The 25,125-nt window shown below is 70.7% G+C and carries 25 protein-coding genes; 4 read left to right on the forward strand and 21 right to left on the reverse strand.

Going from position 1 to position 25,125, the window contains the following annotated elements; translation table 11 throughout:
• Positions 1 to 88: 88 nt before the first annotated feature.
• From ABC337_RS01785 to ABC337_RS01795, 3 genes are read right to left on the reverse strand one after another with little or no spacing between them, the layout of a single operon-like run.
• Positions 89 to 1,777 (reverse strand): ribonuclease J, encoded by a 1,689-nt coding sequence (locus tag ABC337_RS01785; RefSeq protein ID WP_290258316.1) that lies wholly within the window; start codon positions 1,775 to 1,777, stop codon positions 89 to 91.
• Between the two features lie 60 nt (positions 1,778 to 1,837).
• Positions 1,838 to 2,746, reverse strand: a complete 909-nt coding sequence (dapA, locus tag ABC337_RS01790; RefSeq protein WP_290258317.1) for a 4-hydroxy-tetrahydrodipicolinate synthase — start codon at positions 2,744 to 2,746, stop codon at positions 1,838 to 1,840.
• 58 nt (positions 2,747 to 2,804) lie between these two features.
• Positions 2,805 to 3,161, reverse strand: coding sequence for a hypothetical protein (locus ABC337_RS01795; protein WP_412882606.1), 357 nt, complete (start codon positions 3,159 to 3,161; stop codon positions 2,805 to 2,807).
• Positions 3,162 to 3,231: 70 nt separating this feature from the next.
• Between ABC337_RS01795 and ABC337_RS01800 the strand changes: the two genes are divergently transcribed.
• Positions 3,232 to 4,467 carry a heparan-alpha-glucosaminide N-acetyltransferase domain-containing protein gene (locus ABC337_RS01800; RefSeq protein ID WP_412882605.1) on the forward strand — a complete coding sequence of 412 codons (1,236 nt, stop codon included), beginning with the start codon at positions 3,232 to 3,234 and terminating at the stop codon, positions 4,465 to 4,467.
• Here the strand turns inward: ABC337_RS01800 and ABC337_RS01805 are convergent.
• The 7 genes from ABC337_RS01805 to ABC337_RS01835 form a co-directional block, all read right to left on the reverse strand.
• The gene (locus ABC337_RS01805; protein WP_412882604.1) at positions 4,464 to 4,958 is read right to left on the reverse strand and encodes a hypothetical protein; all 495 of its coding nucleotides are present in this window, start codon (positions 4,956 to 4,958) and stop codon (positions 4,464 to 4,466) included. The genes ABC337_RS01800 and ABC337_RS01805 overlap by 4 nt on opposite strands.
• Positions 4,958 to 5,716: a 4-hydroxy-tetrahydrodipicolinate reductase gene (gene dapB, locus ABC337_RS01810; protein WP_412882603.1), complete on the reverse strand. Its 759-nt coding sequence runs from the start codon at positions 5,714 to 5,716 to the stop codon at positions 4,958 to 4,960. Before dapB ends, ABC337_RS01805 begins: the two co-directional genes overlap by 1 nt.
• Before the next feature lie 93 nt (positions 5,717 to 5,809).
• Positions 5,810 to 6,346, reverse strand: a complete 537-nt coding sequence (locus tag ABC337_RS01815; RefSeq protein ID WP_412882602.1) for a molybdenum cofactor biosynthesis protein MoaE — start codon at positions 6,344 to 6,346, stop codon at positions 5,810 to 5,812.
• Positions 6,336 to 6,815, reverse strand: coding sequence for a MogA/MoaB family molybdenum cofactor biosynthesis protein (locus tag ABC337_RS01820; RefSeq protein WP_412883247.1), 480 nt, complete (start codon positions 6,813 to 6,815; stop codon positions 6,336 to 6,338). Before ABC337_RS01820 ends, ABC337_RS01815 begins: the two co-directional genes overlap by 11 nt.
• Positions 6,816 to 6,898: 83 nt before the next feature.
• Complete coding sequence (moaC, locus tag ABC337_RS01825; protein WP_412882601.1) at positions 6,899 to 7,396, reverse strand: cyclic pyranopterin monophosphate synthase MoaC; 498 nt, start codon at positions 7,394 to 7,396, stop codon at positions 6,899 to 6,901.
• A complete protein-coding gene (locus tag ABC337_RS01830) occupies positions 7,384 to 8,613 on the reverse strand; it encodes a molybdopterin molybdotransferase MoeA (protein ID WP_412882600.1) in 1,230 nt (409 codons plus the stop codon). Before ABC337_RS01830 ends, moaC begins: the two co-directional genes overlap by 13 nt.
• A 65-nt stretch (positions 8,614 to 8,678) precedes the next feature.
• Complete coding sequence (locus tag ABC337_RS01835) at positions 8,679 to 10,307, reverse strand: molybdopterin-dependent oxidoreductase (RefSeq protein ID WP_412883246.1); 1,629 nt, start codon at positions 10,305 to 10,307, stop codon at positions 8,679 to 8,681.
• Positions 10,308 to 10,473: 166 nt separating this feature from the next.
• Here ABC337_RS01835 and moaA point away from each other — a divergent pair, with 166 nt between their 5' ends.
• Positions 10,474 to 11,604 (forward strand): GTP 3',8-cyclase MoaA, encoded by a 1,131-nt coding sequence (moaA, locus tag ABC337_RS01840; RefSeq protein WP_412882599.1) that lies wholly within the window; start codon positions 10,474 to 10,476, stop codon positions 11,602 to 11,604.
• 7 nt (positions 11,605 to 11,611) lie between these two features.
• Positions 11,612 to 11,878 carry a MoaD/ThiS family protein gene (locus ABC337_RS01845; protein WP_412882598.1) on the forward strand — a complete coding sequence of 89 codons (267 nt, stop codon included), beginning with the start codon at positions 11,612 to 11,614 and terminating at the stop codon, positions 11,876 to 11,878.
• Between the two features lie 15 nt (positions 11,879 to 11,893).
• Here ABC337_RS01845 and ABC337_RS01850 read toward each other — a convergent pair whose 3' ends face one another.
• The 8 genes from ABC337_RS01850 to ABC337_RS01885 all read right to left on the reverse strand — a co-directional run bounded on the left by ABC337_RS01850 (position 11,894) and on the right by ABC337_RS01885 (position 20,085).
• Complete coding sequence (locus ABC337_RS01850; protein ID WP_290258330.1) at positions 11,894 to 12,802, reverse strand: alpha/beta hydrolase; 909 nt, start codon at positions 12,800 to 12,802, stop codon at positions 11,894 to 11,896.
• Positions 12,799 to 13,479 (reverse strand): TetR/AcrR family transcriptional regulator, encoded by a 681-nt coding sequence (locus ABC337_RS01855; protein WP_412882597.1) that lies wholly within the window; start codon positions 13,477 to 13,479, stop codon positions 12,799 to 12,801. Before ABC337_RS01855 ends, ABC337_RS01850 begins: the two co-directional genes overlap by 4 nt.
• Entirely contained in the window at positions 13,476 to 15,125 is a 1,650-nt protein-coding gene (locus ABC337_RS01860; protein WP_364137186.1) for a class I adenylate-forming enzyme family protein, read from the reverse strand. Before ABC337_RS01860 ends, ABC337_RS01855 begins: the two co-directional genes overlap by 4 nt.
• The gene (locus ABC337_RS01865; RefSeq protein ID WP_412882596.1) at positions 15,122 to 16,375 is read right to left on the reverse strand and encodes a branched-chain amino acid ABC transporter permease; all 1,254 of its coding nucleotides are present in this window, start codon (positions 16,373 to 16,375) and stop codon (positions 15,122 to 15,124) included. Before ABC337_RS01865 ends, ABC337_RS01860 begins: the two co-directional genes overlap by 4 nt.
• Positions 16,372 to 17,247, reverse strand: a complete 876-nt coding sequence (locus ABC337_RS01870) for a branched-chain amino acid ABC transporter permease (protein WP_290258334.1) — start codon at positions 17,245 to 17,247, stop codon at positions 16,372 to 16,374. Before ABC337_RS01870 ends, ABC337_RS01865 begins: the two co-directional genes overlap by 4 nt.
• On the reverse strand, positions 17,244 to 18,050 hold the full coding sequence (locus ABC337_RS01875) for an ABC transporter ATP-binding protein (RefSeq protein ID WP_412882595.1): 807 nt from the start codon (positions 18,048 to 18,050) through the stop codon (positions 17,244 to 17,246). The genes ABC337_RS01870 and ABC337_RS01875 overlap by 4 nt, the downstream gene beginning before the upstream one ends.
• Positions 18,047 to 18,811 carry an ABC transporter ATP-binding protein gene (locus ABC337_RS01880; protein WP_290258336.1) on the reverse strand — a complete coding sequence of 255 codons (765 nt, stop codon included), beginning with the start codon at positions 18,809 to 18,811 and terminating at the stop codon, positions 18,047 to 18,049. The genes ABC337_RS01875 and ABC337_RS01880 overlap by 4 nt, the downstream gene beginning before the upstream one ends.
• An 80-nt stretch (positions 18,812 to 18,891) precedes the next feature.
• On the reverse strand, positions 18,892 to 20,085 hold the full coding sequence (locus ABC337_RS01885) for a substrate-binding domain-containing protein (RefSeq protein WP_290258337.1): 1,194 nt from the start codon (positions 20,083 to 20,085) through the stop codon (positions 18,892 to 18,894).
• A 301-nt stretch (positions 20,086 to 20,386) separates the two neighbouring features.
• On the opposite strand from ABC337_RS01885, the gene ABC337_RS01890 reads away from it, so the two are divergent.
• Positions 20,387 to 20,896: a DUF1579 domain-containing protein gene (locus ABC337_RS01890; RefSeq protein WP_412882594.1), complete on the forward strand. Its 510-nt coding sequence runs from the start codon at positions 20,387 to 20,389 to the stop codon at positions 20,894 to 20,896.
• On the opposite strand, the gene ABC337_RS01895 is transcribed toward ABC337_RS01890, so the two are convergent.
• The 3 genes from ABC337_RS01895 to rpsO form a co-directional block, all read right to left on the reverse strand.
• Positions 20,893 to 22,236: a M16 family metallopeptidase gene (locus ABC337_RS01895; RefSeq protein WP_412882593.1), complete on the reverse strand. Its 1,344-nt coding sequence runs from the start codon at positions 22,234 to 22,236 to the stop codon at positions 20,893 to 20,895. The two genes, ABC337_RS01890 and ABC337_RS01895, sit on opposite strands and share 4 nt — an antisense overlap.
• Positions 22,237 to 22,367: 131 nt before the next feature.
• Positions 22,368 to 24,599 carry a polyribonucleotide nucleotidyltransferase gene (locus ABC337_RS01900; protein WP_412882592.1) on the reverse strand — a complete coding sequence of 744 codons (2,232 nt, stop codon included), beginning with the start codon at positions 24,597 to 24,599 and terminating at the stop codon, positions 22,368 to 22,370.
• Between the two features lie 247 nt (positions 24,600 to 24,846).
• Positions 24,847 to 25,116 carry a 30S ribosomal protein S15 gene (gene rpsO / locus ABC337_RS01905; protein WP_290258342.1) on the reverse strand — a complete coding sequence of 90 codons (270 nt, stop codon included), beginning with the start codon at positions 25,114 to 25,116 and terminating at the stop codon, positions 24,847 to 24,849.
• Positions 25,117 to 25,125: the final 9 nt, after the last annotated feature.

The following is a 25,125-nucleotide window of genomic DNA, read 5'->3' on the forward strand; positions in this document are numbered from 1 at the left end:
GTTAACGCCGGACGGCTCCCCCGGCCGGGCCGCGCGGGGGCGGAACCGGCGGGAGGAGCCGTTCTGGTGCTTCTGGTGCTGCCGGGGCCTACGCCTCGAGGACCACCGGGATGATCATCGGCTTGCGGCGCAGCTTGCGGTTGACCCATGTGCCGATGACCCGGCGGACGACCTGCTGCAGCTGCTGCGTGGTGTGGTCGCGGTTCTTGACGGCGTCCTCGAGCGCGGCGTTGATCTTCGGGATGATCTCGTCGAATACCGAGTCGTCCTCGGCAACGCCGCGGGCGTGGATCTCCGGGCCGGAGACGACCTTGCCGGTGGCGCGGTGGATGACGGTAACGATCGAGATGAAGCCCTCGTCGCCGAGCGTCTGGCGGTCCTTGAGGTCCGCCTCGGTGACCTCGCCGACGCTGGAGCCGTCGACGTAGACGAAGCCGACCTCGACCTGGCCGACGATGTCCGCCTCGTGGTCGCGCAGGTCGATCACGGTGCCGTTGTCGGCCAGCAGGATGCTTTCCTCCGGCACGCCGGAGTCCAGGGCGATCTTGCCGTTGGCGATCAGGTGCCGGGTCTCGCCGTGCACCGGCATGGCGTTCAGCGGCTCGAGGATGTTGTAGCAGTAGAGCAGCTCGCCGGCGGCGGCGTGGCCGGAGACGTGCACCTTGGCGTTGCCCTTGTGGATCACGTCCGCGCCGAGCTTGAGCAGGCCGTTGATGATGCGGAAGACGGCGTTCTCGTTGCCCGGGATCAGGCTGGAGGCCAGGATGACGGTGTCGCCCTGGCCGACGACGACGCGGTGGTCGCCGTTGGCCATGCGGGACAGCGCGGCCATCGGCTCGCCCTGGGAACCGGTGGACATCAGCACCACGCGGTTGTCCGGCAGGTTGTCGATGTTCTTGATGTCCACCAGGATGCCGGCGGGCACCTCGAGGTAGCCGAGCTTGGCGGCGATGGCCATGTTGCGGACCATGGACCGGCCCACGAAGGCGACCTTGCGGTTGTGGTTGGCCGCGGCGTCGAGCACCTGCTGGACGCGGTGCACGTGCGAGGAGAAGGAGGCGACGATGATGCGCTTGGACGCCTGGCCGAAGAGGCGGTCCAGGGTGGGGCCGATCTCCTTTTCCGCGGTGGTGAAGCCGGGAACGTCGGCGTTGGTGGAGTCCGAGAGGAACAGGTCAACACCTTCCTCGCCGAGCTTGGCGAAGTGGCGCAGGTCGGTGATGCGGCCGTCGAGGGGCAGCTGGTCCATCTTGAAGTCACCGGTGTGCAGCACGGTGCCGCCGGCGGTGCGCAGGAAGACCGCGAGGGCGTCCGGGATGGAGTGGTTGACGGCCACGAACTCGCACTCGAAGGGGCCGAACTTCTCGACCTGGCCTTCGTTGACGATCATGGTGGTCGGCTTGATCCGGTGTTCCTGCAGCTTGGCTTCGATCAGCGCCAGCGTCAGCTGCGAGCCGACGAGGGGGATGTCGTTGCGCAGGCGCAGCAGGTACGGGACGGCGCCGATGTGGTCCTCGTGGCCGTGGGTGAGGATGACGGCGACGACGTCGTCCAGGCGCTTCTCGATGTAGGAGAAGTCCGGGAGGATCAGGTCGACGCCGGGCTGGGTCTCCTCGGGGAAGAGGACGCCGCAGTCAACGATCAGCAGCTTGCCGCCGATTTCGAAGACCGTCATGTTGCGGCCGATCTCGCCGAGGCCGCCCAGCGGGACGATCCGCAGGGTATTGGCGGCCAGTTTCGGCGGCGTGACGAGGCCGGGGAGGGCGGTTTGGGTCATAGTGCACTACTTTCCAGGCGGGGCATGGCAGGTCGGGGCGTGATGCGGCGCGGGGCCGGATCAGGCGTAGACGAGCCCGGCCTCCGCCAAGTCCTCGCGGATTGTTTCGATCTCGGCTTCGCCCGGCTCCACGAGGGGCAAACGGACAACCGAGTTGGGCAGGACTCCCTGCCACTTGAGAACTTGCTTCGCAGCTACAGCGCCCTGAATGTGGGTCATCACTGCACGGACCACGGGGTCCAGTTCGAAATGTAGGGTGCGGGCGGTGGCGAAGTCGCCCGCAAGCGCGGCGTCGATCATGGCCCGGAACTGCCGGGTCGCGACGTGCGCGGAAACACTGACGAGCCCGACGGCGCCGGCGGCCATCCAGGGCAGGGTGAGGCCGTCATCGCCGGAGTAGACGTCAAGGTCCGTGTTGGCCAGCACCTTGGTGACGGCGGCGAAGTCGGCCTTGGCGTCCTTGAGGGCGACGATCCGGGGGTGGTCCGCCAGCCGGATCATGGTCTCAGGAAGGATCGGGACGCCGGCGCGGCCGGGGATGTCGTAGACCATGACGGGCAGGTCCGCCGCGTCGGCGACCGCCTCGATGTGAGCCTGGATGCCGGCCTGGCTGGGTTTGTTGTAGTACGGGGTGACGATCAGCTGGCCGTGGGCGCCGGCCTTGGCGGCCCGCTTGGCCATCTCGATCGAGTGCGAGGTGTGGTTGGTGCCGGTGCCGGCAATGACCTTGGCCCGGTCCCCCACCGCCTCGACGATGACGCGGAACAGCTTTTCCTTCTCGTCATCCTCCAGGGTGGACGTCTCGCCGGTGGTGCCGGAGATGACGAGGGCGTCGTTGCCGTCGTCGACGAGCTTGGAGGCCAGTTCGGCGGACTTCTGATAATCGACGTCACCATCGTTCGTGAACGGCGTGACCATGGCGGTCACGAGGGTTCCAAACGTGTACGAGCGAATGTCAGAGTCAGCCATGGCAAAAACGTTACCTTGTCCCCGCAGTGTTAGGACAATAACGGCAACGTGACGCGCATCATCCTCGTTCGGGCGCGGCGCCCGCCGCGGCGCCGGGTGCGGCGCAGTAGCGGCCCACCGCCTGCTCCCGCAGCGACTCCGCCCAGGCGGCCAGCCGCTGCGCCGCGCGGACGTAGTGGAAGAGCTCGATCGGCGTGAGCGCCTCGACATCGGTTTCGGCGAGCCGGCGTGCCAGTTCGGCGCCGGGCTGCTGGGCGGACAGGGCGGTTCCCTCGTTGTGCCAGGTGAGGTCCTCCGCGGCCTCCCCGGCCACCAGGCGGCGGAACAGGAAATCGACGACGCCGGGGCTCATGGCCTTGAGGACCCCGGAGGACGGCCCGAACCCGGACGGCTGCGGTTCGGGTGGATGGTTCATGCCGCCCATCCTATTCGAACATATATTCTAATACAAGAGTCGCGACCGCCCCTCGTGAGACCATCGAGGCATGACCTCCCGCGGTACCGCTGCCCGTTCCAGGACCGCCGGCGGAACGCCCCGGACGCCCCGCCTGACCGGCGTCGACGCCGCCCGGGGCCTGGCGTTGCTGGGGATGATGGCCACCCACATCCTGCCAACCTTCGAGGCCGACGCGGCGCTCACTCCCACTTGGGTGGGCCTGGCGTTCTCGGGCCGGGCGGCGGCGTTGTTCGCGGTCCTGGCCGGGGTGGGACTGGCGCTGTCGACCGGCAAGGAGCAGCCGTACGCCGGGCGAGAGCTGTGGGCGGCACGGCGCGGGGTGGCCCTGCGGGCGCTGGTGGTGGCCGCCGTCGGGCTCAGCCTCGGGGCCTTGGAGGTGAACATCGCCGTCATCCTGGTGCATTACGCCGTCCTGTTCCTCTGCATCCTGCCCTTCCTCGGGATGCGGCCCGGGCGCCTGTTGGCGTTCGCCGCCGGGTGGCTGCTGGCCAGCCCGGTGCTCGCCTACCTGCTGCGCCCGTGGCTGCTGGCACCGGAGCCGCCGCTTCAACTGGGGCACAACTCCGGCTGGGCCGATCTCGCGGAGCCCGCCCGGGTGGCCGGCGACCTGTTACTCACCGGCTACTACCCGGTGGTGCAGTGGCTGACGTACCTGTTGATCGGGCTCGCGCTCGGCCGCCTGTCTTTGGGCCGGGCCGGCCTGCAGGTCAGTCTGGTGGCCGCCGGCACGGCCGCCGCCGTGTTCGCGAAGTGGTTCGCAGGGGTGCTGATGGAGGACCGGGGCGGCCGGGCGGCGCTGCAGGCGGCCATCGGTGACCCCGACTATCCGCTGGCGTCCCTGCTGCAGGTCAATCTGGCGGGCGTGGACCAGTCGGGCTCGGCCTGGTGGCTGGCCACCGCCGCCCCGCACTCGGGCACAAGCCTGGACCTGCTGCACACCTCCGGGGTCGCAGCCGCCGTGCTGGGCGCGTGCCTGCTGCTGGCCCGCCTGGCGGACTGGGTGGAGCTGGACCTGCTCCGCCCGCTGCGCGGCGCCGGCGCGATGACGCTCAGCTTGTACACGGCGCACGTGTGCGTCATGGCGTCCCTGCACGGTCACCCGCTGCCGTCCGGATGGAGCCCCGACTGCGTCTTCTGGGCGCAGGCGCTGGCCGTCCTGGCGCTGGGTTGGGTCTTCGCGACGCTGTCCTGGCGCGGACCGCTGGAGTGGGCCGGCCACGGCGCGAACCTGCTGGGCCGGGGCCGGACACTCGCCGGCCGCTAGGCCGGGCGTTCCCCGGTGTTCCCGCCGTCGCGGTACAGGCGGACGGCGTCGCGCATGGCCGCGCGGGCGCGCTTCCGGTCGCCGGCGGCGTCGTAGGCGCAGCTGAGCCGGAACCAGGACCGCCAGTCCTCCGGCGCGGCTTCCGCCTCAATGCGGTACTTCTCGAATTCGGCGTCCGCGGCCTCGCGGATGATCCGCCCGGCGGGGGTGCGCGGCAGGGTGTCCTCCGGCAGGCCGCCCTCGGCCTCGAGGATCTTGGCCAGGCGTTCGGTCCGGGCGCCGAAGAGCAGTTCCCGCACCAGCGCCCAGGCCCCGACGACGGGCAGCAGCAGGTAGGCCAGGCCCAGGGCCTTGGCCACCACGTTGGGGTCGCCGAGCAGCAGCACCGAGCGCTGCAGCGAGACCACCAAATAGAAGACGAGCAGGAGCGTCACCGCGCCCACCCAGATCTTGGTGCGGTTTGCCTTGAAGGCGGCCAGGACGTTCGCCATCAGAGGCCCAGGTCCAGGTAGCCGTCCAGGCCCACGGTGAGGCCCGGGTGCGCCGCGACATTGCGGACACCCAGCAGCACGCCGGGCATGAAGGAGGCGCGGTCGAACGAGTCGTGGCGGAAGGTCAGCTGCTCGCCGGGGCCGCCGAGCAGGACCTCCTGGTGGGCCACCAGGCCGCGGAGCCGTACGCTGTGAACCCGGACGCCGTCGACGTCGCAGCCGCGGGCGCCGGGGCGCTCGCTGGTGGTGGCGTCGGGGCTGGGGGCGACACCGGCGGCGTCGCGCTCGGCGGCGATGAGCTGGGCCGTGCGCACGGCGGTGCCGGAGGGGGCGTCCACCTTGTCCGGGTGGTGCAGTTCGATGATCTCGACCGATTCAAAGTAGCGGGAGGCCTTGGCGGCGAAGGCGGAGGCCAGGACCGAGCCCAGCGCGAAGTTGGGGGCGATCAGCACCCCGGTCTCCGGCCGGCCGGCGAGGAGGGAGGTGAGCCGCTCCAGGCGCCCGGCGTCCCAGCCGGTGGTGCCGACGACGGCGTGCATCCCGTTCTCGACGGCGAAGCGGACGTTGGCCTCGGTGCTCTCGGGAACGGTCAGGTCGACGACGACCTGCGCGCCGGCCTCCGTGAGGGTCTCGAGGGAGTCGCCCCGGCCCAGGGCCGCGACGAGGGTGAGGTCTTCGGCGGCGTCGATGGCCTTGACGGCCTCCGCGCCCATGCGTCCGTTGGCGCCCAGGACGGCGACGGCGAGTTGTTCGGTCATGCCATCAACCCTACCGCCGGGGCGATGACCGGCCGGAACCGTTACCCCCGGACCGGCGGCCCCGCGTAACGGGGGCACAAGCCGCGGGTGGCGCTACTCCCCCGCCCCCACCCATTCGACGGTGCCGTCGCTGAAGAACTGTTCCTTCCAGATCGGAACCCGTTCCTTGATCCGGTCCACCAGTTCGGCGCAGACGTCGAAGGCCCGTCCGCGGTGCGCGGCGGAGACGGCGCAGACGAGGGCCGGGTCGCCGATTTCCAACATGCCGGTGCGGTGCGCGGCCCAGATCCGGACCGGCTTGGAGTCCGTGCCGGCGGCCGCGTGCTCGGCGACGAGCCCGGCGACGACGTCGGCCATCACCTGGTGGGCGGTGGGGTGCGCGCTGTAGCTCAGCCGGTCCACCGGCTTGCCGCCGTCGTGGTTGCGCACGACGCCGCTGAAGCTGACCACCGCGCCGGCCGTGTCCGACTCCACGGCGGCGATGGCCTGGTCGACGGAGATGGGCTCGGCGCTGAGGACGGCGTGGACGATGTCGAAGCTGGCGCCGCCGACGGTGCCGTTGGAGGTGGTGCTGCCAGAAGTGGTGCTGTCGGCTGCGGTGGCGTTGGGGTTGGTGGCGTCAGTGCCCATGGGTGCCTTCCAGCTGGTCGCAGAGGTGGCCGAGGATCGGGTCGAGGACGCCCAGGCCGTCCATCACGCCCTTGGGCGATCCGGGCAAATTGACGATGAAGGTGGTGCCCGCGGCGCCGGCGTGGCCGCGGCTGAGCAGCGCGGTGGGTGTCTTGGCGGCGCCGACGGCCCGCAGCCCCTCCATGATGCCGGGGATCTCGCGGTCCAGCAGCGGCAGGGTCTGTTCCGGGGTGGCGTCGGTGGGGCTGAGGCCGGTGCCGCCGCTGGTGATGATCACCGAGGGGCGCTGGCTGAGCAGGGCGCGCAGGGCTGCGCCAACCGGTTCGCCGTCGGGGACCACCATTGCCGGGTAGGTCTCGAAGCCGTGCTCGGTGAGCCAGTCCGCGATGACGGGGCCGGTGAGGTCCTCGTAGACTCCGGCCGCGGCGCGGGTGGAGGCGATCACGATGCCGGCCTTCCGGCCGGTCACTTCGCCGTGGGTGTGGGGCTCCCCGTGCGTGTGGGGTTCCCCGTGGGTGTGAGGTTCGGGGTGCTGGTGGGATTCGTGGCTGCTCACAGGGTCCAGTCCCCGCTCTTGCCGCCGCTCTTGGCCAGCACCTTGATGTCGGTCAGCACGGCGTGCTTGTCGACTGCCTTGATCATGTCGTAGACGCTCAGGGCGGCGACCGAGACCGCGGTGAGGGCCTCCATCTCCACCCCGGTCACGCCGCGGGTCTTCACGGTGGCGAAGACGGTGACGGTGTCCGTGCCGAGCTCGAAGTCCACCGTGACCTTGCTGATGGGCAGCGGGTGGCACAGCGGGATCAGCTCCGGCGTCTTCTTGGCGGCCATGATGCCGGCGACCCGGGCGACGGCGAGCGCGTCGCCCTTGGGCAGGTCCCCCGACCCAAGGAGCGAGAGGACCTCCGCGGTGCTGTGCACGGTGGCGGTGGCGGTGGCCTCGCGGGTGGTCTCGGCCTTGGTGGAGACATCGACCATCTGGGCGGTGCCGTCCCGGCGGAGATGGGTCAGCGCGGGCGGGGAGAGTTCTGCGTCGTTCACAGCACCCATACTTCCACCTCATCGCCGGCGGCGAGGTCCGCGGTACCGGCCGGGACGTGCACCAGGGCGTTGGACAGGGCCAGGGCATGCACCAGGTGTGAGCCTGCGCCGCCCTCCAGGTGCACGGTGCCGTCCGGGTTGAGGGTGCCGCGCCGGACCTGGTGTTTGGCAGCGGGCGAGGTCAGCGGTGCGGCCAGCCGGGCGCGGACGGCGGTCCGGGGTGCGGGGCTGCCGAGCAGTCCGGTGAGGACGGGACGGAGGAACATCTCGAAGGAGACCAGGCAACTGACCGGGTTGCCGGGGAAGCACAGCACCGGGACGCCGTCGAAGGTGCCCAGCCCCTGGGGCCCGCCCGGCTGCATGGCGACGGAACCAAATTCGACGCCGTGGCCCTCCAGGGCCTGCCGGACCACCTCGTAGGCGCCCTTGCTGACGCCGCCGGTGGTGATGATGAGGTCCACCGCGGGCGCGTGGGCGCGGAGCAGCCGCTCGAGGGTGTCCGGGTCGTCGGCGGTGATGCCGGCGCGGGTGACGGCCAGGCCAGCCTGCCGCAGCCCGGAGTCGAGCAGGGTGGAGTTGGCGTCGTAGATCTTGCCGGCCTCCAGCGGGTCGCCCGGTGCCACCACCTCGTCGCCGGTGGTGACCAGCAGCACGGTCGGGGCGGGGTGCACCGGCGCCTCGGCGAGGCCCAGGGCGGCGAGCAGTCCCAGCTGCCCGGGTCCCAGGTAGGTGCCGGCGGCCAGTGCCCGGGTGCCGGTGGCGATGTCGCTGCCGGCGGCGCGGACGTAGCTTCCCGCGGCCGTGCCGGGCAGCCGGACGGTGGCAGGGCTGCCCGGTTCGGGGAAGACGTCCGGCTCGGCCGCTTCGATCGGTACGACGGCGTCCGCGCCCGGCGGGATCATCGCCCCGGTCATGATCGGAGCCGCGGTCCCGGCGGCCAGGGCGGCGGGTTGGGCGCCCGCGGGCACCGGGTCGGTGACGCGCAGCTCAGCTCCGCCCTCGGCGACGTCCGCGCTGCGCACTGCGTATCCGTCCATTTGCGAGTTGGCGAACGGCGGGAGGTCCAGCGGCGCGGTGATGTCGCGGGCCAGTCCGCGGCCCAGCGCTTCGGCCAGCGGCACGAGGTCGGTGCGGACGGCGAGGCCTGCCAGCAGTGCGCGGACCTTGTCCCGGTGCGCCTCGACGCTGGCCGGTCCCGCCGCGGCGGGCTGGGGTCGGGAGTGCATGGGTGCGTGTCCTTCGGTTCGGCGGACTGGGGTTCTGGTGTGGCAGGGGTCTGGCGGCGCTCCGGCTAGGAGGTCACGTCAACTGTAACCGTGTGGTATCCGGTGGCTCCGTCCGGCGCGACGGGGGCCTGCGCCTCCACCTGAACGGCTCCGGTGGCGTCCGTGGCGCGGACCTGCACCTCGTAGCTGCCCGGCCCCAGCGGCAGGGCCAGTTTCCATTGCCGCCAGGTGTCAGCGGAGATGCCGGGGGCCAGCTCGGCGGCCTTCCAGTCGCCGCGGTTCACCCGCACCTCCACGCCGCGGATCCCCCGGTGCTGGGCCCAGGCCACCCCGCCGAAGGTCACCGTCCCGGCCGGGACCTTCCGGCCCGCGCGGGGCACGTCGATCCGGGACGAGGTCTTGATCGGACCTCGCTCGCTCCAGCCGCGCGGGGTCCAGTAGCCCTCGTCGGCGGCGAAGCGGGTGACCTTCAGCTCGGTGAGCCACTTGGTGGCCGAGACGTAGCCGTAGAGTCCGGGGACCACCAGCCGCACCGGGAAGCCGTGTTCCAGCGGCAGCGGGGCGCCGTTCATGCCGATAGCCAGGATCGCGTCCCGGTTGTCCGTGAGGGCCTCCAGTGGCGACCCGGCGGTCCAGCCGTCCACGCTGCGGGAGAGCACCATATCCGCGCCCTGTTGCGGGCCGGCCTGTGCCAGCAGCTCGCGGACCGGCCAGCCCAGCCACCGGGCGTTGCCGATCAAGTCCCCGCCCACCTCGTTGGACACGCACGCGATGGTCATGTGCCGTTCGATCAGGGGTTTGGCGAGCAACGCCTGGAAGTCGAGCTCCACCGGCCGATCCACCATCCCGGTGACCGTGAGTTTCCAGGTCCGGGGGTCCACCACGGGGACGCGCAGGGCGGTGTCGATCCGGTAGAAGTCGTCCGCCGGGGTCACCAGAGGGCCCTGGCCAAGCAGCTGCTGGTCCGCGCCGGCGGGAACGGGCGGGGCGGCCGAGGCGGGGGCGGGAAGCGCCAGGGTGCTGCGGTAGCCCGTGACAGCGGCGGTGGCGCCGCGGAGCGTGCCGGCGAGGACGCCGCCGACGGCCGCGCCTCCCGCCGTGATGGAGAAGCTGCGGAGGAACCGTCGTCGGGTGGCCGCAGACCGCGTGTCCGGTGCCGGCGATGTCTCGGCCACTGATGTCTCCGACGCCGACAATCTCTCCGACGCCGTCGTACCGCGCGTCTCCCCCGCCGTCGTCCGCCAGTCACGGAGCGCACCGATCAGCCAGCGCAGCAGCACAACGGCGACGGCGGCGGCCAGCAGCGGGGCGGGCACGGCAGCCCCGTCCGCCTCCGGCCGGCCCAGCACCGCGGCGAGTCCGGCGAGGCCGAACACCGCGACGACGGCGGCCCCGGCGAAGCGTCGGCGCAGTTCCAGGACCCCGGCGACGGCGGCCAGCATGGCGATCGCCAGACCCATGCCGGTGAGCAGGGCGAGCTTGTCGGCGGTGCCGAACAGGGAGATGGCCCATTCCTTGACGCCGGGCGGGACGGCGTCGATCACGGCGCCGCCCACGGCCGTCACGGGAGAGACCGAGGGACTCAGCAACCCGGCCGCGAGCTCCCCGGCGGCCACGCCGGCTCCTACCGCCGCCAGCCCGGAGGCCGCCGCCCAGCGGGACACGCGCGGGCCCACGAAATCCGGCCCGGACATGCCCGGTCGCTGTGCCAACGGCTGCTGCGGGGTCTTCATCCTCCCAGCATAGATTCGCTGTCCGGATTCACGGTGTGGGTTCCCTGCAGGATTCACAGCGTGGGTTCCCGGCAGGTCGCGGCGGCCGGGCGGTGATGCCCCGGCGCAGGTGGCGTAGCCTGACACTATGACTGTTCAGCTTGGCATGCCCCAGCCCCGCCCGGAGGGCGGCACCGGTCCGCAGGCGCCGCAGCCTGCCGGACGCCCGGCCGGGCTGCCCGCGGGCCTGGTGGACCGCTACGGCCGCGTCGCCACCGATATGCGCCTGTCGCTGACGGACAAGTGCAACCTCCGCTGCACCTACTGCATGCCCGCCGAGGGCCTCGAATGGCTGTCCAAGGCGGCCGTGATGAGCGCAGAGGAGATCGTCCGGATCGTCCGGATCGGTGTGGACAGCCTGGGCGTCCGCGAACTCCGGCTCACCGGGGGCGAACCCCTGGTCCGCGCGGACCTGCTGGAGATCATCGCCGCCCTCCGCCACGCGCACCCGGACCTGCCGATCTCCATGACCACCAACGCCGTCGGCCTGGACAAAAAGGCCCAGGCGTTGAAGGACGCCGGCCTGACCCGGATCAACGTCTCGCTGGACTCGCTGCACGAGGAGACCTTTACCCAGCTGACCCGGCGCCCGTTCCTGAACAAGGTGCTCGCCGGCGTCGACGCCGCCTGGGCCGCGGGCCTGGGACCGGTGAAGCTGAACGCTGTCCTGATGCGCGGCATCAACGACGCCGAGGCTCCCTCCCTGCTGGCCTGGGCACTGGGCCGCGGTTACGAGCTCCGCTTCATCGAGCAGATGCCCCTGGACGCCGACCATGGCTGGACCCGACGGAACATGATCACCGCCGCCGAGATCCGGGACCTGCTGTCCGTGGACTATGTCCTGTCCGCCGACCCGCGGGAACGCGACGGCGCCCCGGCCGAACGCTTCGAGGTCCGCGCCCGGGTCCCCGGCACGGACACCGCGGAGGGACCCGTCCTGGGCACCGTGGGCATCATCGCCTCGGTCACCGAGCCGTTCTGCGCCGACTGCCGGCGCACCCGGATCACCGCCGAGGGCAAGATCATGAGCTGCCTCTTCTCGCACGAGGAGACGGACCTCTTGGGGCTGCTGCGCAGCGGCGCCACCGACGAACAGCTCGCCGAACGCTGGCAGGACGCCATGTGGGCCAAGCCCAAGGCCCACGGCATGAACCACGTGGGCCTCGACGCCCCCGACTTCGTCCAGCCGGACCGCAGCATGAGCGCCATCGGAGGCTGACCAACCCGTGATCGTCCGTTACTTCGCTGCCGCGCGCGCCGCCGCCGGCGTCGACGAGGAAACTTTCCAGCTGCCCGAGGGCGCCGACGTCGCCGGCCTGCTCGAAGCCGTGCTCGCCGTCGACCGTCCGGTCCCGCCCGCCGGCACTCCCCCGCTGGCCCGGCTGCTGTCCCGTTCAAGCTTCCTGCTCAACGAGGTGGCCGTCCGGGACCGCGCCACGGCGCTGGCCTCGGACGACGTCGTCGACGTCCTGCCGCCGTTCGCCGGCGGCTAGGAACCCGCCGGGAAACTACTCCCCCGCGAGGGCGGCCCGGACGGTGTCCGCCACGGCGGCCGCGCCGCGCTCGCCCATGATGATTGTGTAGTGGTTCACGTCCGGGACATCCCGGACCTGCAGGGACGGCAGCTTCTCCGCCCAGGTCTCGAGGTAGCCCGGCGCGTACAAGCCGGCGGGTTCGTTGAGCAGCCCGCGCGGCGCCCGCAGCACCTGGGTCGACACCGTGAGGTCCGCCAGCGCCTTCAGCAGCGAGGAGCCCCGGTGCAGGTCCGCGGTGTCCTCCGCCATCGCCTCGTACCGTGTGGCCGGCTTCAGTTCCGGGGCCTCGCCGGTGAGGTCGTAGTCCACGTAGTCGTCCACGAACGGGCCCCAGTCGGAGGCGAAGGCCGGGTGCTTGCGCCAGAAGGAGCGGTAGACCTCGCGGCTGGTGAAGGTGGCGTTGAGCCGCTCCGCCGCCGGGCCCAGGATGGAGGAGACGATCTCGGCGTCGGAGAGCCCCTCAGGGACCTGCAGCGGCAGGCCGCCGTCCACCAGCACCAGGGACCGGACCCGCTCCGGGGACAGGTCCGAGAGGACCACGGAGGCGAAGCCGCCCATGGAGTGGCCCACCACGACGACGGGGCCGGGGGCGAGTTCGGCCAGCACAGCGGTGAGGTCCTCCGCGTGCGAGGTCATGCCGTACGGGGCGGGCAGGGCGTTGCTGCGGCCGCGGCCGCGCAGGTCCGGGGCGATGATCCGCACGTCGGGCAGCGCCTCGGCCAGGTACGCCCAGCACTTGTGCGAGGCGGTGACGCCGTGGACGGCCAGGATGGTCGGGGCGTCGGAGCTGTCCTCCGGGCCCCAGATGGCGGTGTGCATGGTGCCGCCGCGCACGGGGACCTCGACGGTCCGGTAGGTCTGCTGGCTGGTGGTCTGGGTCATGGGTTCGTCCCTTCCTGGGGCGGGGTGGGGTTCGCGGCGGTAGTGGGGGCGGGAAGGCCGGGGTTCGGGGCCAGCCCGCGTTCGATGAACTGCATCATTTCCTCGAAGACGTGCTCGGGAATCTCGGGCCTGGCGCCGGCGGCCGGTTCGGCGCCTTCCTCGTCCCAGAGCACCCAGCGCATGCCGATCAGCTCGCCGATGCCCATCAACGCCCAGGCCGCGACGGTGGGGTCCATGTCCCGGACCTCCCCCGCGAGCTGGGCTGACTTCAGGCCCTCGATGTAGCCATTGACGATCCGGGTGTAGTGCAGGCGGAGGGCGCCGGGCGAGACGAACTCGGCCTGGCGGACGATCCGGTACAGCGCGGGGTGCTCGGCGGTGAAGCGGAAGAACGCCCGGAAGCCGGCCCGTTCGGCGTCGATCCGGTTGCCGGCGCTGCGGGCGGCGTCGGTCATGGCGTGCCGGACCCGGCGGTTGAGGTCCTCCACCACCTCGTCGAAAATCGTCTGCTTCCCGTCGAAGTAAAGGTAGAAGGTGCCGAGTCCGACGCCGGCGGCCTCGGTGATCTTGACGATCGAGGCGTCGTGATAGCCCACCGAGGCGAACACGGCCTCGGCGGCCTCGAGCAGCTTGGCGCGAGTGCGGGTGCCGCGGGCGGTGCGGGGTGCGGTGCTCATCGCCGGCCTCCGGGGGTCGATGCAGTGGTGGTTGATGCGGTGGTCGGGGTGGCGCCGTCCGAGTGACGGGCGGCGAGATCCTGCCGGAGCCGGGCGCGCAGCACCTTGTTCAGCGCCGTGCGCGGCAGCCCGGCGACCAGTTCCACCCGCGACGGGACCTTAAAGCGGGCCAGCTGGCCGGCGCAGTGGTCCAGCAGGTCCTGCTCGTCGGTGGCCATCCCGGGCCGGACCACCACGAACGCCTGCCCGGTCTCGCCCCAGCGGGGATCTTCGACGCCGACGACGGCGGCCTGCGCCACCGCCGGGTGGGCCAGGAGGACGGCCTCCACCTCGGAGGGCGAGACGTTCTCGCCGCCGGAGATGTAGATGTCCTTGAGCCGGTCCACCACCTTGATGTACCCGTCGGCGTCGCGCTCGACCAGGTCACCGGTGTGCAGCCAGCCGCCGGCGAGGACCGCCGCCGTGGCGGCCGGGTCGCGGAAGTAGCCGGCGAAGACGCCGGGGCCACCCACCAGGAGCTCGCCGGCGGCCGCGCCGTCGAGGATCTCCCCGGTGGTGGGATCGGCGACCGCCACCTCGACGTGCGGGTAGGGCTTGCCGGAGTAGCCGACCATCCGCTCGGCGTCCTGGTTGGGCAGGCAGAGCACGTTTGGGGACGCCTCGGTAAGGCCGTAGCCCTGGCTCAGCGCCACCCCCTTGCGGTGCCAGATCCGCAGCAGTGGCGCGGGCATGGGCGCCCCGCCGACGACGGCGTGCCGGAGGCCGCCGAGTTCCGCGGCGGCGAAGTCGGGGTGCTCGGCCAGCATCAGGTACTGGGTGGGCACGCCCATCAGCATGGTGACGCCGCGTTCGTCGATCAGCTGCAGCACCCGGCCGGGATCGAAGCCGCGCTCCAGCACCACCGTGGCCCCCACCCACCAGGCCAGCAGCGGCTGGATGTTCCAGCCGCCCACGTGGAACTGAGGGAGGACGGCCAGGACCACGTCACTGCTGCCCATGTCCAGGGTGCGGGAGAGCGAGAGGTTGTTCCAGAAGCAGTTGGCGTGGGTCAGCACGGCGGCCTTGCTGGGCCCCTCGGTGCCGGAGGTGAAGATCATCAGCAGGGCGTCGTCGTCCTGCACGGACTGCCGCGGCAGCTCGGCCGGCGCCGGGGTGACCCGGGTAGGCGGCGGGACGGACTTCTCCACCCCGCCCGGACCCAGCGCCGCGGTCCGTGGCCGGTGCGCCAGCAGGGCGCAGGCGGCGGCGCCCAGGGAGTCCAGGTCCGCCTCGACGAGCAGCAGGTGCGGTTCGGCGAGTTCCAGCTGCACGGCCAGTTCCCGGGGCGAGAGCCGCCAGGACAGGGGCACCAGCACCAGGCCGGCCTTGGCGCAGGCGAAGAACGCCACCACGTGGTCGGTGCTGTTGCCGGTGAGGCTCGCCACCCGGTCCCCCACCCGGTACCCGGCTTCGCGGAACCCCTCGGCCAGGGCCGCGGCGCGGCGCTCCAGTTCGAGGTAGGTCAGGGCGCAGCCCCGGTCATCGATCGCGACCCGGTGCGGGGTGGCGTGGCTGCGGTCGGTGGTCCAGCGGCCCAGGGTGTGGAGCCCGTCCCCGCGAACAGAGCCTGCGATGTGGACCGCGGCGGAAGCCGTGTCGGTGGTCATGCTGCGTCCTCCAGAATTTCCCGCGGCGTCTCGGTGGTGCCGTTGCCGGCCCGGCCGCGGCGCCGTTGCGCCAGCCGCTCCGCGGTCCCGGCGATGCCGCCCGGGAGGAAGAGCACCACCAGGATGAACAGCGTGCCGAGGATGAACAGCGGTTCAGACAACGGTACCCGCAGGATGTCCGGAAGGCCCTTGACGGCCTCGGAGTTGGCCAGCGCGGTGAGCCGCTGGTCCAGGATGGTGTAGAAGACGCCGCCGATCACGGCGCCCCAGCGTGAGCCCACGCCGCCGAGTACCACCATGACCAGCAGGGTGATGGTCAGGTCCGAGGAGATGGCCCGGGGCACCGCGCCGCTTTGCAGCAGCAGGAACACCATGCCAATCACACCCACGAGGATCGCGGAGACCACGAAGATCAGCAGCTTCACCAGGTACGGCTGCAGGCCCAGGACGCGGACACGGAGTTCGTTCTCGCGGACCGCGGCGGCGGTGTGGCCGGCCCGGGAGGACTGCACCCAGGTGACGATGATGAAGACAACCACCAGCACGGCCAGCGCCAGCCAGTAGAGGTTCCGGGTGTTCACCACGCCCACCAGGGCCTCGGGCAGGTTGTCCGTGCGCAGGGTCAGGCCCTCGTCGCCGCCGGTCCGGCCGTCCGGGTTGCGGCCGACGATCACCGAGCCGGCCTGGGCGAAGGCGAGGGTGACCATGGCGAACGGGATGCCGCCGACGCGGAGGCTGATGCTGCCCACCACATGCGCCAGCACGATCACGATCAGCAGGGTCAGCCCCATGGCCGGCAGCAGCGGAATCTCCAGGTTCTTCAGGATGATCGCGAGCCCGTAGACGCCGGCGCCGAAATAGAGGGCATGGCCGAAGGAGAGCAGCCCCGCGACGCCGAGGAGCAGGTGGTAGGTCAGCGCGGCCGCGGCCATCAGCATGCTCATGGCCAGCAGCTGCAGCGATCCCGGGGTGTAGCTGGGACCGGGCAGGATCCCGGGCAGGGACAGGTTGAGCAGCGGCAGGAGGACCAGGAGCAGTACCCCGGCCAGGCCCGCGGCCCAGCCGGCAATCCGGCGGCCGGTGACGGGGCGGCCTCCCCTGCCGCGGCCGGCGCCGGGCGTGCCCGCGGTGCGTGCGCCGTCGTCGTGGGTGGCGCCCTGGCGGCGGGCCCGGCGGACTGCGCCGGTCCCGGCGGTGGTCCCGGCGTCGCCGCCGGTGGTGGTCTCGGTGTTGCTGCCGGTGGTGGTCATGCGGTTCTCCCAAGCAGGCCGGTGGGGCGGACGAGCAGTACGACGCCGAGGGCCAGCACTACGACGAAGTCGCCGGTGCCGCCGAGGTAGAAGTTGGCGAACTGCTGGAGGACGGCGACGGCGACGGCGGCGATGGCCGCGCCGGTCAGCGAGCCGAGCCCGCCGATCACCGTGACGATGAAGGCGAAGATCAGCAGCGAGCCGCCGAGCATCGGTGAGACGTAGCCGAAGTAGTGCGAGGCGAGGACACCGCCCAGTCCGGCGGCGGCGCCGCCGATGGTGAAGACCAGGGTGAAGGCCTTGCGGACGTCGATGCCCAGGGCGGTGACCATGGAGCGGTTCTCGACGCCGGCGCGGATGATCATGCCGTAGCGGGTCTTCTTCAGGAAGAAGACCAGGGCCAGCAGCACCAGGACCGCCGCGAGGATGCAGACGAACCGGTCGTTGGGGACGCGGGCGCCCAGGATGTCGGTGGTGTCCTTGAACCAGGCCGGTCCCTGGATGAAGACAGGGTCGGTCCCCCAGATGCCGTCGAACAGGGCGACGGTGGCCAGCGAGAGGCCAAGGGTGACCAGGACCTGTTCGATGTGGCGCTGGTAGAGGCGCCGGATCAGGACGAACTCGGTGAAGGCCGCGAACGCGGCGCCGGCGGCGGCACCGATCAGCAGGGAGACCAGGAAGATCCCCCAGTTGTCCGACCCGGCGCGGCGGGCGATCTCCCAGCCGGTGAAGGCGCCGAGGGTCAGGAAAGCCCCGTGGGCGAAGTTGAGCACGCCCATCAGGCCGTAGATCAGGGACAGGCCGGCGGCGACGAGGAAGTACAGCGCCCCGAGGCCGAGGCCGGTGAAGAGCAGGAGGATGACGGTACTCACTGGGCGGCGCCTTTCACGGCAGCGTGGGAGGCCTGGTCCGCACCCGGGTGCGGGTCGTTGGAGACGCCGAGGTGGCGCTGGATCAGGGCGGCGTCGTCGAGGAATTCCTGTGCCGGGCCGGTGTGGACCACGCGGCCGCCGGAGAGGACGACGGCGTCGCCGGCGAGCTGGCGGACCACCTGGAGGTTCTGTTCCACCAACAGGATCGGCACGGTCCGGGCGGCCTCGGCCAGGGTCTCGGCGACCTCGCCGACGATCTTGGGGGCCAGGCCCTTGGTGGGTTCGTCGACCAGCAGGACCTTGTTCGTGTTCAGCAGGGCGCGGGCCAGCGAGACCATCTGCTGCTGGCCGCCGGAGAGCGTCCCGGCCATCTGGCCGGCGCGGGCCAGCAGGTCCGGGAAGAGCTCCTCGACCAGCTGGCGGCGCGGCGCGGCGTCGCGTTCGGCCAGGCGCAGGTTCTCGGCGACCGTGAGCTTGGAGAACACCTCGCGGTCCTCGGGGACGTAGCCGACGCCGCGCTGGATGATCCGGTAGGTGGGGTCCTTGTCGATCCGTTCGCCGTCGAGCGTGACTGCCCCGGAGCGATCGATCAGGCCGATGATGGCCTTGATGGTGCTGGTCTTGCCGACGCCGTTGCGGCCCAGCAGCGCAGTGATCCCGGCGGCGGGGACGGAGAACGAGACGTCCTCCACCACCTGCTGGCCGGCGATTTTGGCGCTGAGGCGGTCAACGGTGAGGATCGGCGTGGCGGGGCCTGGGGCGGCGCCCGGGGTTTCGGGGCGGGGGTCCGCGGCGGGGCTCATACTGGTTCTCCGAGGTAGGCGCTTTGCACGGTGGGGTTGGCCATGACGGCGTCGGGGCTGTCCAGGGCCAGCAGGCTGCCGTGGTGCATCACGGCCACCCGGTCCACCAGGCCCAGCACCACGTCCATGTGGTGCTCGACCATCATGACCGTGCAGCCGCGGTCCCGGTGCATCCCCCGGATGATGGCGGTGAGGGACGGGACGTCCCCCGACGCCACCCCGGCCATCGGCTCATCGAGGAGGACGACGGCGGGATCCGTTGCCAGCAGCACGGCGATCTCCACCTTGCGCTTCTCGCCGTGCGAGAGGTCCCCGGCCGCCGTCGTGAGCTGGCCGCTGAGTCCCACCTCGGCGATGGTGCCCAGGGCGATCCGGGTGGCCTCGTCCGAGGAGCCGGGGAAGCGCAGGATGTTCAGGCTTCCGCCGAGCTTGGCCTGCGCGGCGAGCCGGACATTCTCCAGGACGGAGAGCCGGGGGAAGAGGTTGGAGGTCTGGAAGGTCCGGCCCAGCCCCGCCCTCGCGCGGCGGTGGATCGGCTCGTTGGTGATCGGCCGTCCGTTCAGGGCAATGCTGCCCGCGGTGGGGCGCAGCACGCCGGAGATCAGGTTGAAGAGGGTGGTCTTGCCGGCGCCGTTTGGGCCGATCACGCCGATCATCTCGCCGGCGTTGACGGTGAAGCCGACGTCCTGGAGGATGCGGGCGCCGCCGATCTGCAGGCCGAGGCCGTCCGCCTCAAGGGCGGGCGTGGCTGGGGTAGTCATACGGGTCCTTTGTTCTGGCTCGAAGGCCGGTGCGGCCGGGCCGGGGCGGAATTCTCCGCGCCCGGCCCGGCCGCCGCTGGCTACTTCTTCTCCGGCGGGGCGACGGTGTCGCCGGGCACGGCCTTGATCAGCTGCGGGGTCCAGGCGCCGTCCTTCTGGACGAGCTTGGCCTGGTACATGTCCTGGATCAGGGCGTGGTCTGAGGCACGGACCGTTTCCTTGCCCTTGGGGCCGTCGAAGCTGTAGCCCTCGAGGGCCTTGACCATGGCGTCAGGGTCGGTGCCGCCGCCCTGCTTGATGGCCTGGACGATCAGCTGGCCGGCGACGAAGCCGTCCGGGGTGAAGAGGTCGGCCTTGCCGCCGGCCTTCTCGACGCCGGCGATCATCTTCTTCTCGACGTCGGTGCCTGAGGCGCCCGGGAAGTAGTGGTTGAGGAAGCTGATCTTGGAGCTCGCCGGGCCGTAGGCATTGAAGCTGGAGGCGTCGCCGAGGCCGGTGACCACGGGAGCGGAGTCGAAGACGCCCTGCTGGCTCAGGGCCTGCCACATGGTTCCGGTGGTGGCACCGGCCCAGGCGACGAAGACCAGGTCTGCCTTGGCGTCCAGCAGCTGGCGCGCGAACGGCGTCAGTTCCTGGTTCTCCGGGACCAGCACGGAGCTGACGTTGGCGCCCTTGGCCCCGAGCACGGCCTTGACCGCGGCGACGTTGCCCTGGCCGAAGGCGTTGTCCTGGGCGAAGACGACGACCTTCTTGCCCTTGGTGTCGATGAACGTGCCCGCGGTGGCGACGTCCTGCAGGCTCTGCCGGCCGGAGCGGAAGGTGTACTTGTTGACGCCCTGGATCGCGTCGGTGGCGGCGGGGCCGGAAATGTAGAGGACCTTGTTCTGCTGGGCCTGTTCGGCGAGCTTGACGGCGATGCCGGAGGAGGCGGTGCCGCCGATGATCTTGTAGCCCTTGCCGATCATGTCCTTGGCGGCGGCGACGGCCTTGTCCGGGTCGCCGGCGTCGTCGGTGTAGGTCAGGTTGATCTTGGCGCCGTTGACCTCGCCGCTGCCGCCGGTGGCGTAGTCGATGCCGGCCTGTAGGCCCTGGTAGTAGGTGGCGCCGTAGGCCGCCAGGGCCCCGGTCTTGGAGTAGATGATGCCGACGTTGACGGGCTCGGCGGCCTTGCCGGAGCCCGCGGGGGCTGCCGAGCCGGCGGTGGGCGCGCAGGCGCTCAGGGCCAGGCCGGAGGCCATCACGGCTGCCATCAGGAACTTCTTTGTGTCCTTCACGGGATGCCTTTCGGTGAAAATCCGAGGAGTGGGAGCAGAGGAGATCTGAGTCCAACCTGAAAGGTGATTCAGATTACAGTCAATCTATGGCGCGACTCACACGCTGTCAACGGATTCCGGTGCCGGCTGTGCAACGAAATGGCAACGAAGTTGCCTCTCCCCCGCTTCGACCAACTGCGCCTTAGCGGCTCCCCGCGGCCGCCCTTTACTCCCGGTGCGGCCCGCGTGAAGATGATCCCGGGGCCGCAGCGCGGTCCGGGGAAAGACAGGGAAGGACCGAGAAGGAGCGGGGTGGTGCGGCATGAATCGACGCCTGACGGGCGCCACGCTCGGCGCCCTGGCTGATTTCCTGGGGCGCTGGAGCGGCACCACCCGCTGGGAGGCCACCGCGTGGGGTCCGGCAAGGAGCGCGGCGGCGGAGGTGGAGTTCGCGCGGGCGGCGGGTGGGCTGGCGGTCACGGTGGCGTTCCGGCACGCCGAGGCCGACGGCGGCGTCGCCACCGTCACGGGGGTGCTCACCGAGGATCCGCGCCACCCCGGGGCGCTCCTATACGAAATTCACGGCGCACGCGCCGGCGTCGTGGGCCTGCCGCTGGCGGGGCGCGCACCGGACGCGCCGGCGCGGGCGGGCTGGGACGACGGCGTGCTGACCATCGAGCGCCGCAGCGCCCGGGGCACGGCCCGGCACACGCTGCAGGTGCGCGATGGCGAGCTCATCCACTCCGCCGGGCTGCGGCTGGGAGCCGCCGGGGAATTCACCCCGTTCATGACGACGGTGTGCCGCCGGGCCCCGGCGGCGGCGCCGGTTTAGAGCCCGAAGGTCTCGGTTTCCTCGAAGGGTCCCACCACGGTGACGGTTCGCGGTGCGGCGGCGAGTTCGCGGGCGAGTTCCTGGACCTCGGCGGCGGTGACGGCCTGGATCTGCCGCAGGGTCTCGTCGATGTCCTGGTATTCGCCGGAGACCAGTTCGGCCCGGCCCAGGCGGGACATCCGCGAACCGGTGTCCTCCAGCGCCAGGACGATCCCGCCGCTGAGCTGGCCCACGGCCTTGCGGAGTTCCTCTTCGGTGATGCCGCCCTCGGCAAGCTTGTCCAGCTCCGCGCCCAGCAGGTCCAGCACCTGGCGGACCTTCGAGGGCGTGCAGCCGGCGTACATGCCGAAGTAGCCGGCATCCGCGTAGGAGGAGGCGAAGGAGTAGGTCGAGTAGACCAGGCCCCGCTTCTCCCGCACCTCCTGGAAGAGCCGCGAGGACATGCCGCCGCCCAGGACGGCGTTGAGGACGCTCATGACGAAGCGGCGGTCGTCGGTGGCCACCAGCGAGGGGCAGCCCATGATGATGTTGGCCTGCTCCACGGGGCGCTTGACCACGTGCAGCCCGGCGGTGCCGGTAATCACGGCGCGTTCGGTCGCGCGGCGCTGCACCGGGGCGGCGTCGGCCTCCAGGTCCCAGCCCGCGGTCTCCAGGGCGCCCACCACCAGGCGGCAGACGACGTCGTGGTCCAGCCCCCCGGCGGCGGTGATGACGAGCTCGTCCGGGCGGTAGTAGCGGCGGTAGTGATCCCAGACGGAGTCCCGCGCGACGGCGCGGATGGCCTCCGGGGTGCCGCCGATGGGGCGGCCCAGCGGGTGGGAGCCGAGGACGGCGGCGACAAAATGCTCGTGGGCGACGTCGGTGGGGTCGTCGCTGTCCATCGCGATCTCCTCGAGGATGACGTCGCGTTCCTGCTCCATCTCCTGCGGGTCCAGGACGGCGCCGGTGATCATGTCGGCGATGACGTCGATCGCCATCGGCAGGTCCGTGTCGAGGACCCGGGCGAAGTAGCAGGTGCTTTCCTTGGCGGTGGCCGCGTTGGATTCGCCGCCCACCTCGTCGAAGGCGGAGGCGATCTCCAGGGCGGTGCGCTTCCGGGTGCCCTTGAAGAGGAGGTGTTCCAGGAAGTGGGTGGAGCCGTGCTGGCCCGGGGCCTCGTCCCGGGACCCGACGCCGACCCAGAAACCGATGGTGGCGGAGCGCTGGCCGGGCATCGCCTCGGTCAGCACCCGGACGCCGCCGGGAAGCACCGAACGCCGCACCTCCGAACCGCCGTCGGCCCCGTGGATCAGGGTGTCGGCGTGCTGGTTCTGCTCGAGCGGCAGCGGGACGAGAGTCATTAAGGCCTTTCAAAAAAACCGTGTTGGAAGGGTGCCAAATCTGCCTGCCATCCTACCCGCGGCGGCGGCAGTTAACGGCAGCGGGGCCGGTGGACGAATCCACCGGCCCCGCTGCCGTTGATCGGGTGGGACTACTCCGCGGACTCCGCGGCGGCGTCGGCGCCCTCTTCCTCGGCCACGACGGGCGAGAGGGAGAGCTTGCCGCGGTCATCGATCTTGGTGATTTCCACCTGGATCTTCTGGCCGACGGAGACGACGTCCTCGACGTTGTCCACGCGCTTGCCACCGGCGATCTTGCGCAGCTCGGAGATGTGCAGCAGACCGTCCTTGCCCGGGGTCAGGGAAACGAAGGCGCCGAAGGTGGTGGTCTTGACGACCGTACCCAGGTAGCGCTCACCGATTTCCGGGACCTGCGGGTTGGCGATGGCGTTGATCGCGGAACGGGCGGCGTCCGCGGACGGGCCGTTGGTGGCGCCGATGTAGACGGTGCCGTCGTCCTCGATGGAGATATCCGCGCCAGTGTCCTCCTGGATCTGGTTGATCATCTTGCCCTTCGGGCCGATGACCTCGCCGATCTTGTCCACCGGGATCTTGACCGCAATAACGCGCGGAGCGAACTCGGAAAGCTCGTCCGGGGTGTCGATCGCGGAGTTCAGGACGTCCAGGATGTGGAGGCGGGCTTCGCGGGCCTGCTTGAGGGCCGCTGCCAGCACGGAGGCCGGGATGCCGTCGAGCTTGGTGTCCAGCTGGATGGCCGTGACGAACTCGGAGGTACCGGCGACCTTGAAGTCCATGTCGCCGAAGGCATCTTCGGCGCCGAGGATGTCGGTCAGGGCGGCGTAGCGGGTCTGGCCGTCAACCTGGTCGGAGACCAGGCCCATGGCGATACCGGCGACGGCGGCCTTCAGGGGCACACCGGCGTTCAGCAGCGACAGGGTGGAGGCGCAGACGGAGCCCATCGACGTCGAACCGTTGGATCCGAGAGCCTCGGAGACCTGGCGGATGGCGTAGGGGAACTCCTCGCGGGACGGAAGCACGGGCACGATGGCGCGCTCTGCCAGGGCACCGTGGCCGATTTCGCGGCGCTTCGGCGAACCGACGCGGCCGGTCTCACCGGTGGAGTACGGCGGGAAGTTGTAGTTGTGCATGTAGCGCTTGCGCGTCACCGGAGACAGCGAGTCGATCTGCTGTTCCATCTTGAGCATGTTCAGCGTGGTGACACCCATGATCTGGGTCTCGCCGCGCTCGAAGATGGCCGAACCGTGGACGCGGGGCAGGACCTCGACCTCGGCGGTGAGCTGGCGGATGTCCGTCAGGCCACGGCCGTCGATGCGGACCTGGTCCTTGAGGATGCGCTGGCGCACGACCTGCTTGGTGACGGAGCGGAAGGCTGCGGAGAGTTCCTTCTCGCGGCCCTCGAACTGGCCGGCCAGGGAGGAGAGAACCTCGTCCTTGAGCGCGTCGGAGGCGGCGTCGCGGTCCTGCTTGTCGGCGATCTGGAAGACCGCGGCAAGCTTCTCGGCGGCGGCGGACTCGACGGCGGCGTAGGTGTCGTCCTCGTAGTCCAGGAAGACCGGGAACTCGACCGTGGGCTTAGCGGCCCGGGCGGCGAGGTCGGCCTGGGCGTCGCAGAGAGCCTTGATGAACGGCTTGGCAGCCTCGAGGCCCTCGGCCACGACCTCTTCGGTCGGGGCGGTGGCGCCCTGTTCCTTGATCAGGTTCCAGGAGTTGTCGGTGGCCTCGGCCTCGACCATCATGATCGCGACGTCGTCACCGGCAACGCGACCGGCGACGACCATGTTGAAGACCGAGTTCTCCAGCTGGGAGTGCTTCGGGAAGGCAACCCACTGGGAGCCCTGCTCGTCGGCGACGAGGGCAACGCGGACGCCGCCGATCGGGCCGGAGAACGGCAGGCCGGAGAGCTGGGTGGACATCGAGGACGCGTTGATCGCGACGACGTCGTAGAGCTCGTCCGGGTTGATGGAGAGCACGGTGACGACGATCTGGACCTCGTTGCGCAGGCCCTTGATGAAGGCCGGGCGCAGCGGGCGGTCCATCAGGCGGCAGGCCAGGATCGCTTCGGTGGACGGGCGGCCTTCGCGGCGGAAGAAAGAGCCCGGGATGCGGCCGGCGGCGTACATGCGCTCTTCGACGTCGACGGTCAGCGGGAAGAAGTCGAAGCCTTCACGCGGGTGCTTGCCGGCCGTGGTGGCCGACAGCAGAGCGGTTTCTTCGTCGATGTAAACCATCGCGGCACCGGCGGCCTGCTTGGCAAGGCGGCCGGTTTCGAAGCGGATGACCCGCTTGCCGAAGCGGCCGTTGTCAATGACGGCTTCCGAGAACTGGATTTCGGGACCCTCCATAGAGAGTCACCTCCGTTTCTTGTGTCACGGAGTCCAGCCGCATCAACCCAGTCCGGCATCTGTCTACCTGGACTGCACTGCACCCGGTCATCGATCGAGACCCACGGGCCCGGGCTTCGGTTCCTTGAAGCCCTTCCCGGAGGTCACTACCGAGGACCGCGAATGCGTGATGCGGTTGATCCTCCTGTTGAGTTTTTTTGAAGGAGGCGGCCCCTTTCCGAGGGAAAGGGGCCGCCCCTAAAGCTGACTAGCGGCGCAGGCCGAGGCGCTCGATGAGCGCACGGTAGCGGTTGATGTCAGTGTTCTTGAGGTAGGTGAGCATGCGCTTGCGGCGACCAACCATGGCCAGCAGACCGCGCTGGGTGTGGTAGTCGTGCTTGTGCACCTTCATGTGCTCAGTCAGATCCTTGATCCGCTGGGTCAGAACTGCAACCTGGACCTCCGGCGAACCGGTGTCGCCCTCGGACGTTGCGAAATCCTTCATGATGGACTGCTTTACAGCGGCTTCAAGTGCCACAATAACTCC

The organism is Arthrobacter phoenicis (assembly GCF_047238215.1).
In the GTDB taxonomy this organism is placed as follows: domain Bacteria; phylum Actinomycetota; class Actinomycetes; order Actinomycetales; family Micrococcaceae; genus Arthrobacter.

Coding starts and splice junctions, on each gene's coding strand:
- ABC337_RS01830 (WP_412882600.1), bottom strand. CDS start 8,613: ATGCACTCCCGACCCCAGCCCGCCGCGGCGGGACCGGCCAGCGTCGAG.
- ABC337_RS01895 (WP_412882593.1), bottom strand. CDS start 22,236: ATGACTCTCGTCCCGCTGCCGCTCGAGCAGAACCAGCACGCCGACACC.
- ABC337_RS01900 (WP_412882592.1), bottom strand. CDS start 24,599: ATGGAGGGTCCCGAAATCCAGTTCTCGGAAGCCGTCATTGACAACGGC.
- dapA (WP_290258317.1), bottom strand. CDS start 2,746: ATGGCTGACTCTGACATTCGCTCGTACACGTTTGGAACCCTCGTGACC.
- ABC337_RS01815 (WP_412882602.1), bottom strand. CDS start 6,346: ATGGGCACTGACGCCACCAACCCCAACGCCACCGCAGCCGACAGCACC.
- ABC337_RS01855 (WP_412882597.1), bottom strand. CDS start 13,479: ATGAGCACCGCACCCCGCACCGCCCGCGGCACCCGCACTCGCGCCAAG.
- ABC337_RS01850 (WP_290258330.1), bottom strand. CDS start 12,802: ATGACCCAGACCACCAGCCAGCAGACCTACCGGACCGTCGAGGTCCCC.
- ABC337_RS01835 (WP_412883246.1), bottom strand. CDS start 10,307: ATGTCCGGGCCGGATTTCGTGGGCCCGCGCGTGTCCCGCTGGGCGGCG.
- ABC337_RS01875 (WP_412882595.1), bottom strand. CDS start 18,050: ATGAGCCCCGCCGCGGACCCCCGCCCCGAAACCCCGGGCGCCGCCCCA.
- ABC337_RS01890 (WP_412882594.1), top strand. CDS start 20,387: ATGAATCGACGCCTGACGGGCGCCACGCTCGGCGCCCTGGCTGATTTC.
- moaA (WP_412882599.1), top strand. CDS start 10,474: ATGACTGTTCAGCTTGGCATGCCCCAGCCCCGCCCGGAGGGCGGCACC.
- moaC (WP_412882601.1), bottom strand. CDS start 7,396: ATGGGTGCTGTGAACGACGCAGAACTCTCCCCGCCCGCGCTGACCCAT.
- ABC337_RS01805 (WP_412882604.1), bottom strand. CDS start 4,958: ATGGCGAACGTCCTGGCCGCCTTCAAGGCAAACCGCACCAAGATCTGG.
- ABC337_RS01860 (WP_364137186.1), bottom strand. CDS start 15,125: ATGACCACCGACACGGCTTCCGCCGCGGTCCACATCGCAGGCTCTGTT.
- ABC337_RS01785 (WP_290258316.1), bottom strand. CDS start 1,777: ATGACCCAAACCGCCCTCCCCGGCCTCGTCACGCCGCCGAAACTGGCC.
- ABC337_RS01800 (WP_412882605.1), top strand. CDS start 3,232: ATGACCTCCCGCGGTACCGCTGCCCGTTCCAGGACCGCCGGCGGAACG.
- dapB (WP_412882603.1), bottom strand. CDS start 5,716: ATGACCGAACAACTCGCCGTCGCCGTCCTGGGCGCCAACGGACGCATG.
- ABC337_RS01795 (WP_412882606.1), bottom strand. CDS start 3,161: ATGAACCATCCACCCGAACCGCAGCCGTCCGGGTTCGGGCCGTCCTCC.
- ABC337_RS01865 (WP_412882596.1), bottom strand. CDS start 16,375: ATGACCACCACCGGCAGCAACACCGAGACCACCACCGGCGGCGACGCC.
- ABC337_RS01880 (WP_290258336.1), bottom strand. CDS start 18,811: ATGACTACCCCAGCCACGCCCGCCCTTGAGGCGGACGGCCTCGGCCTG.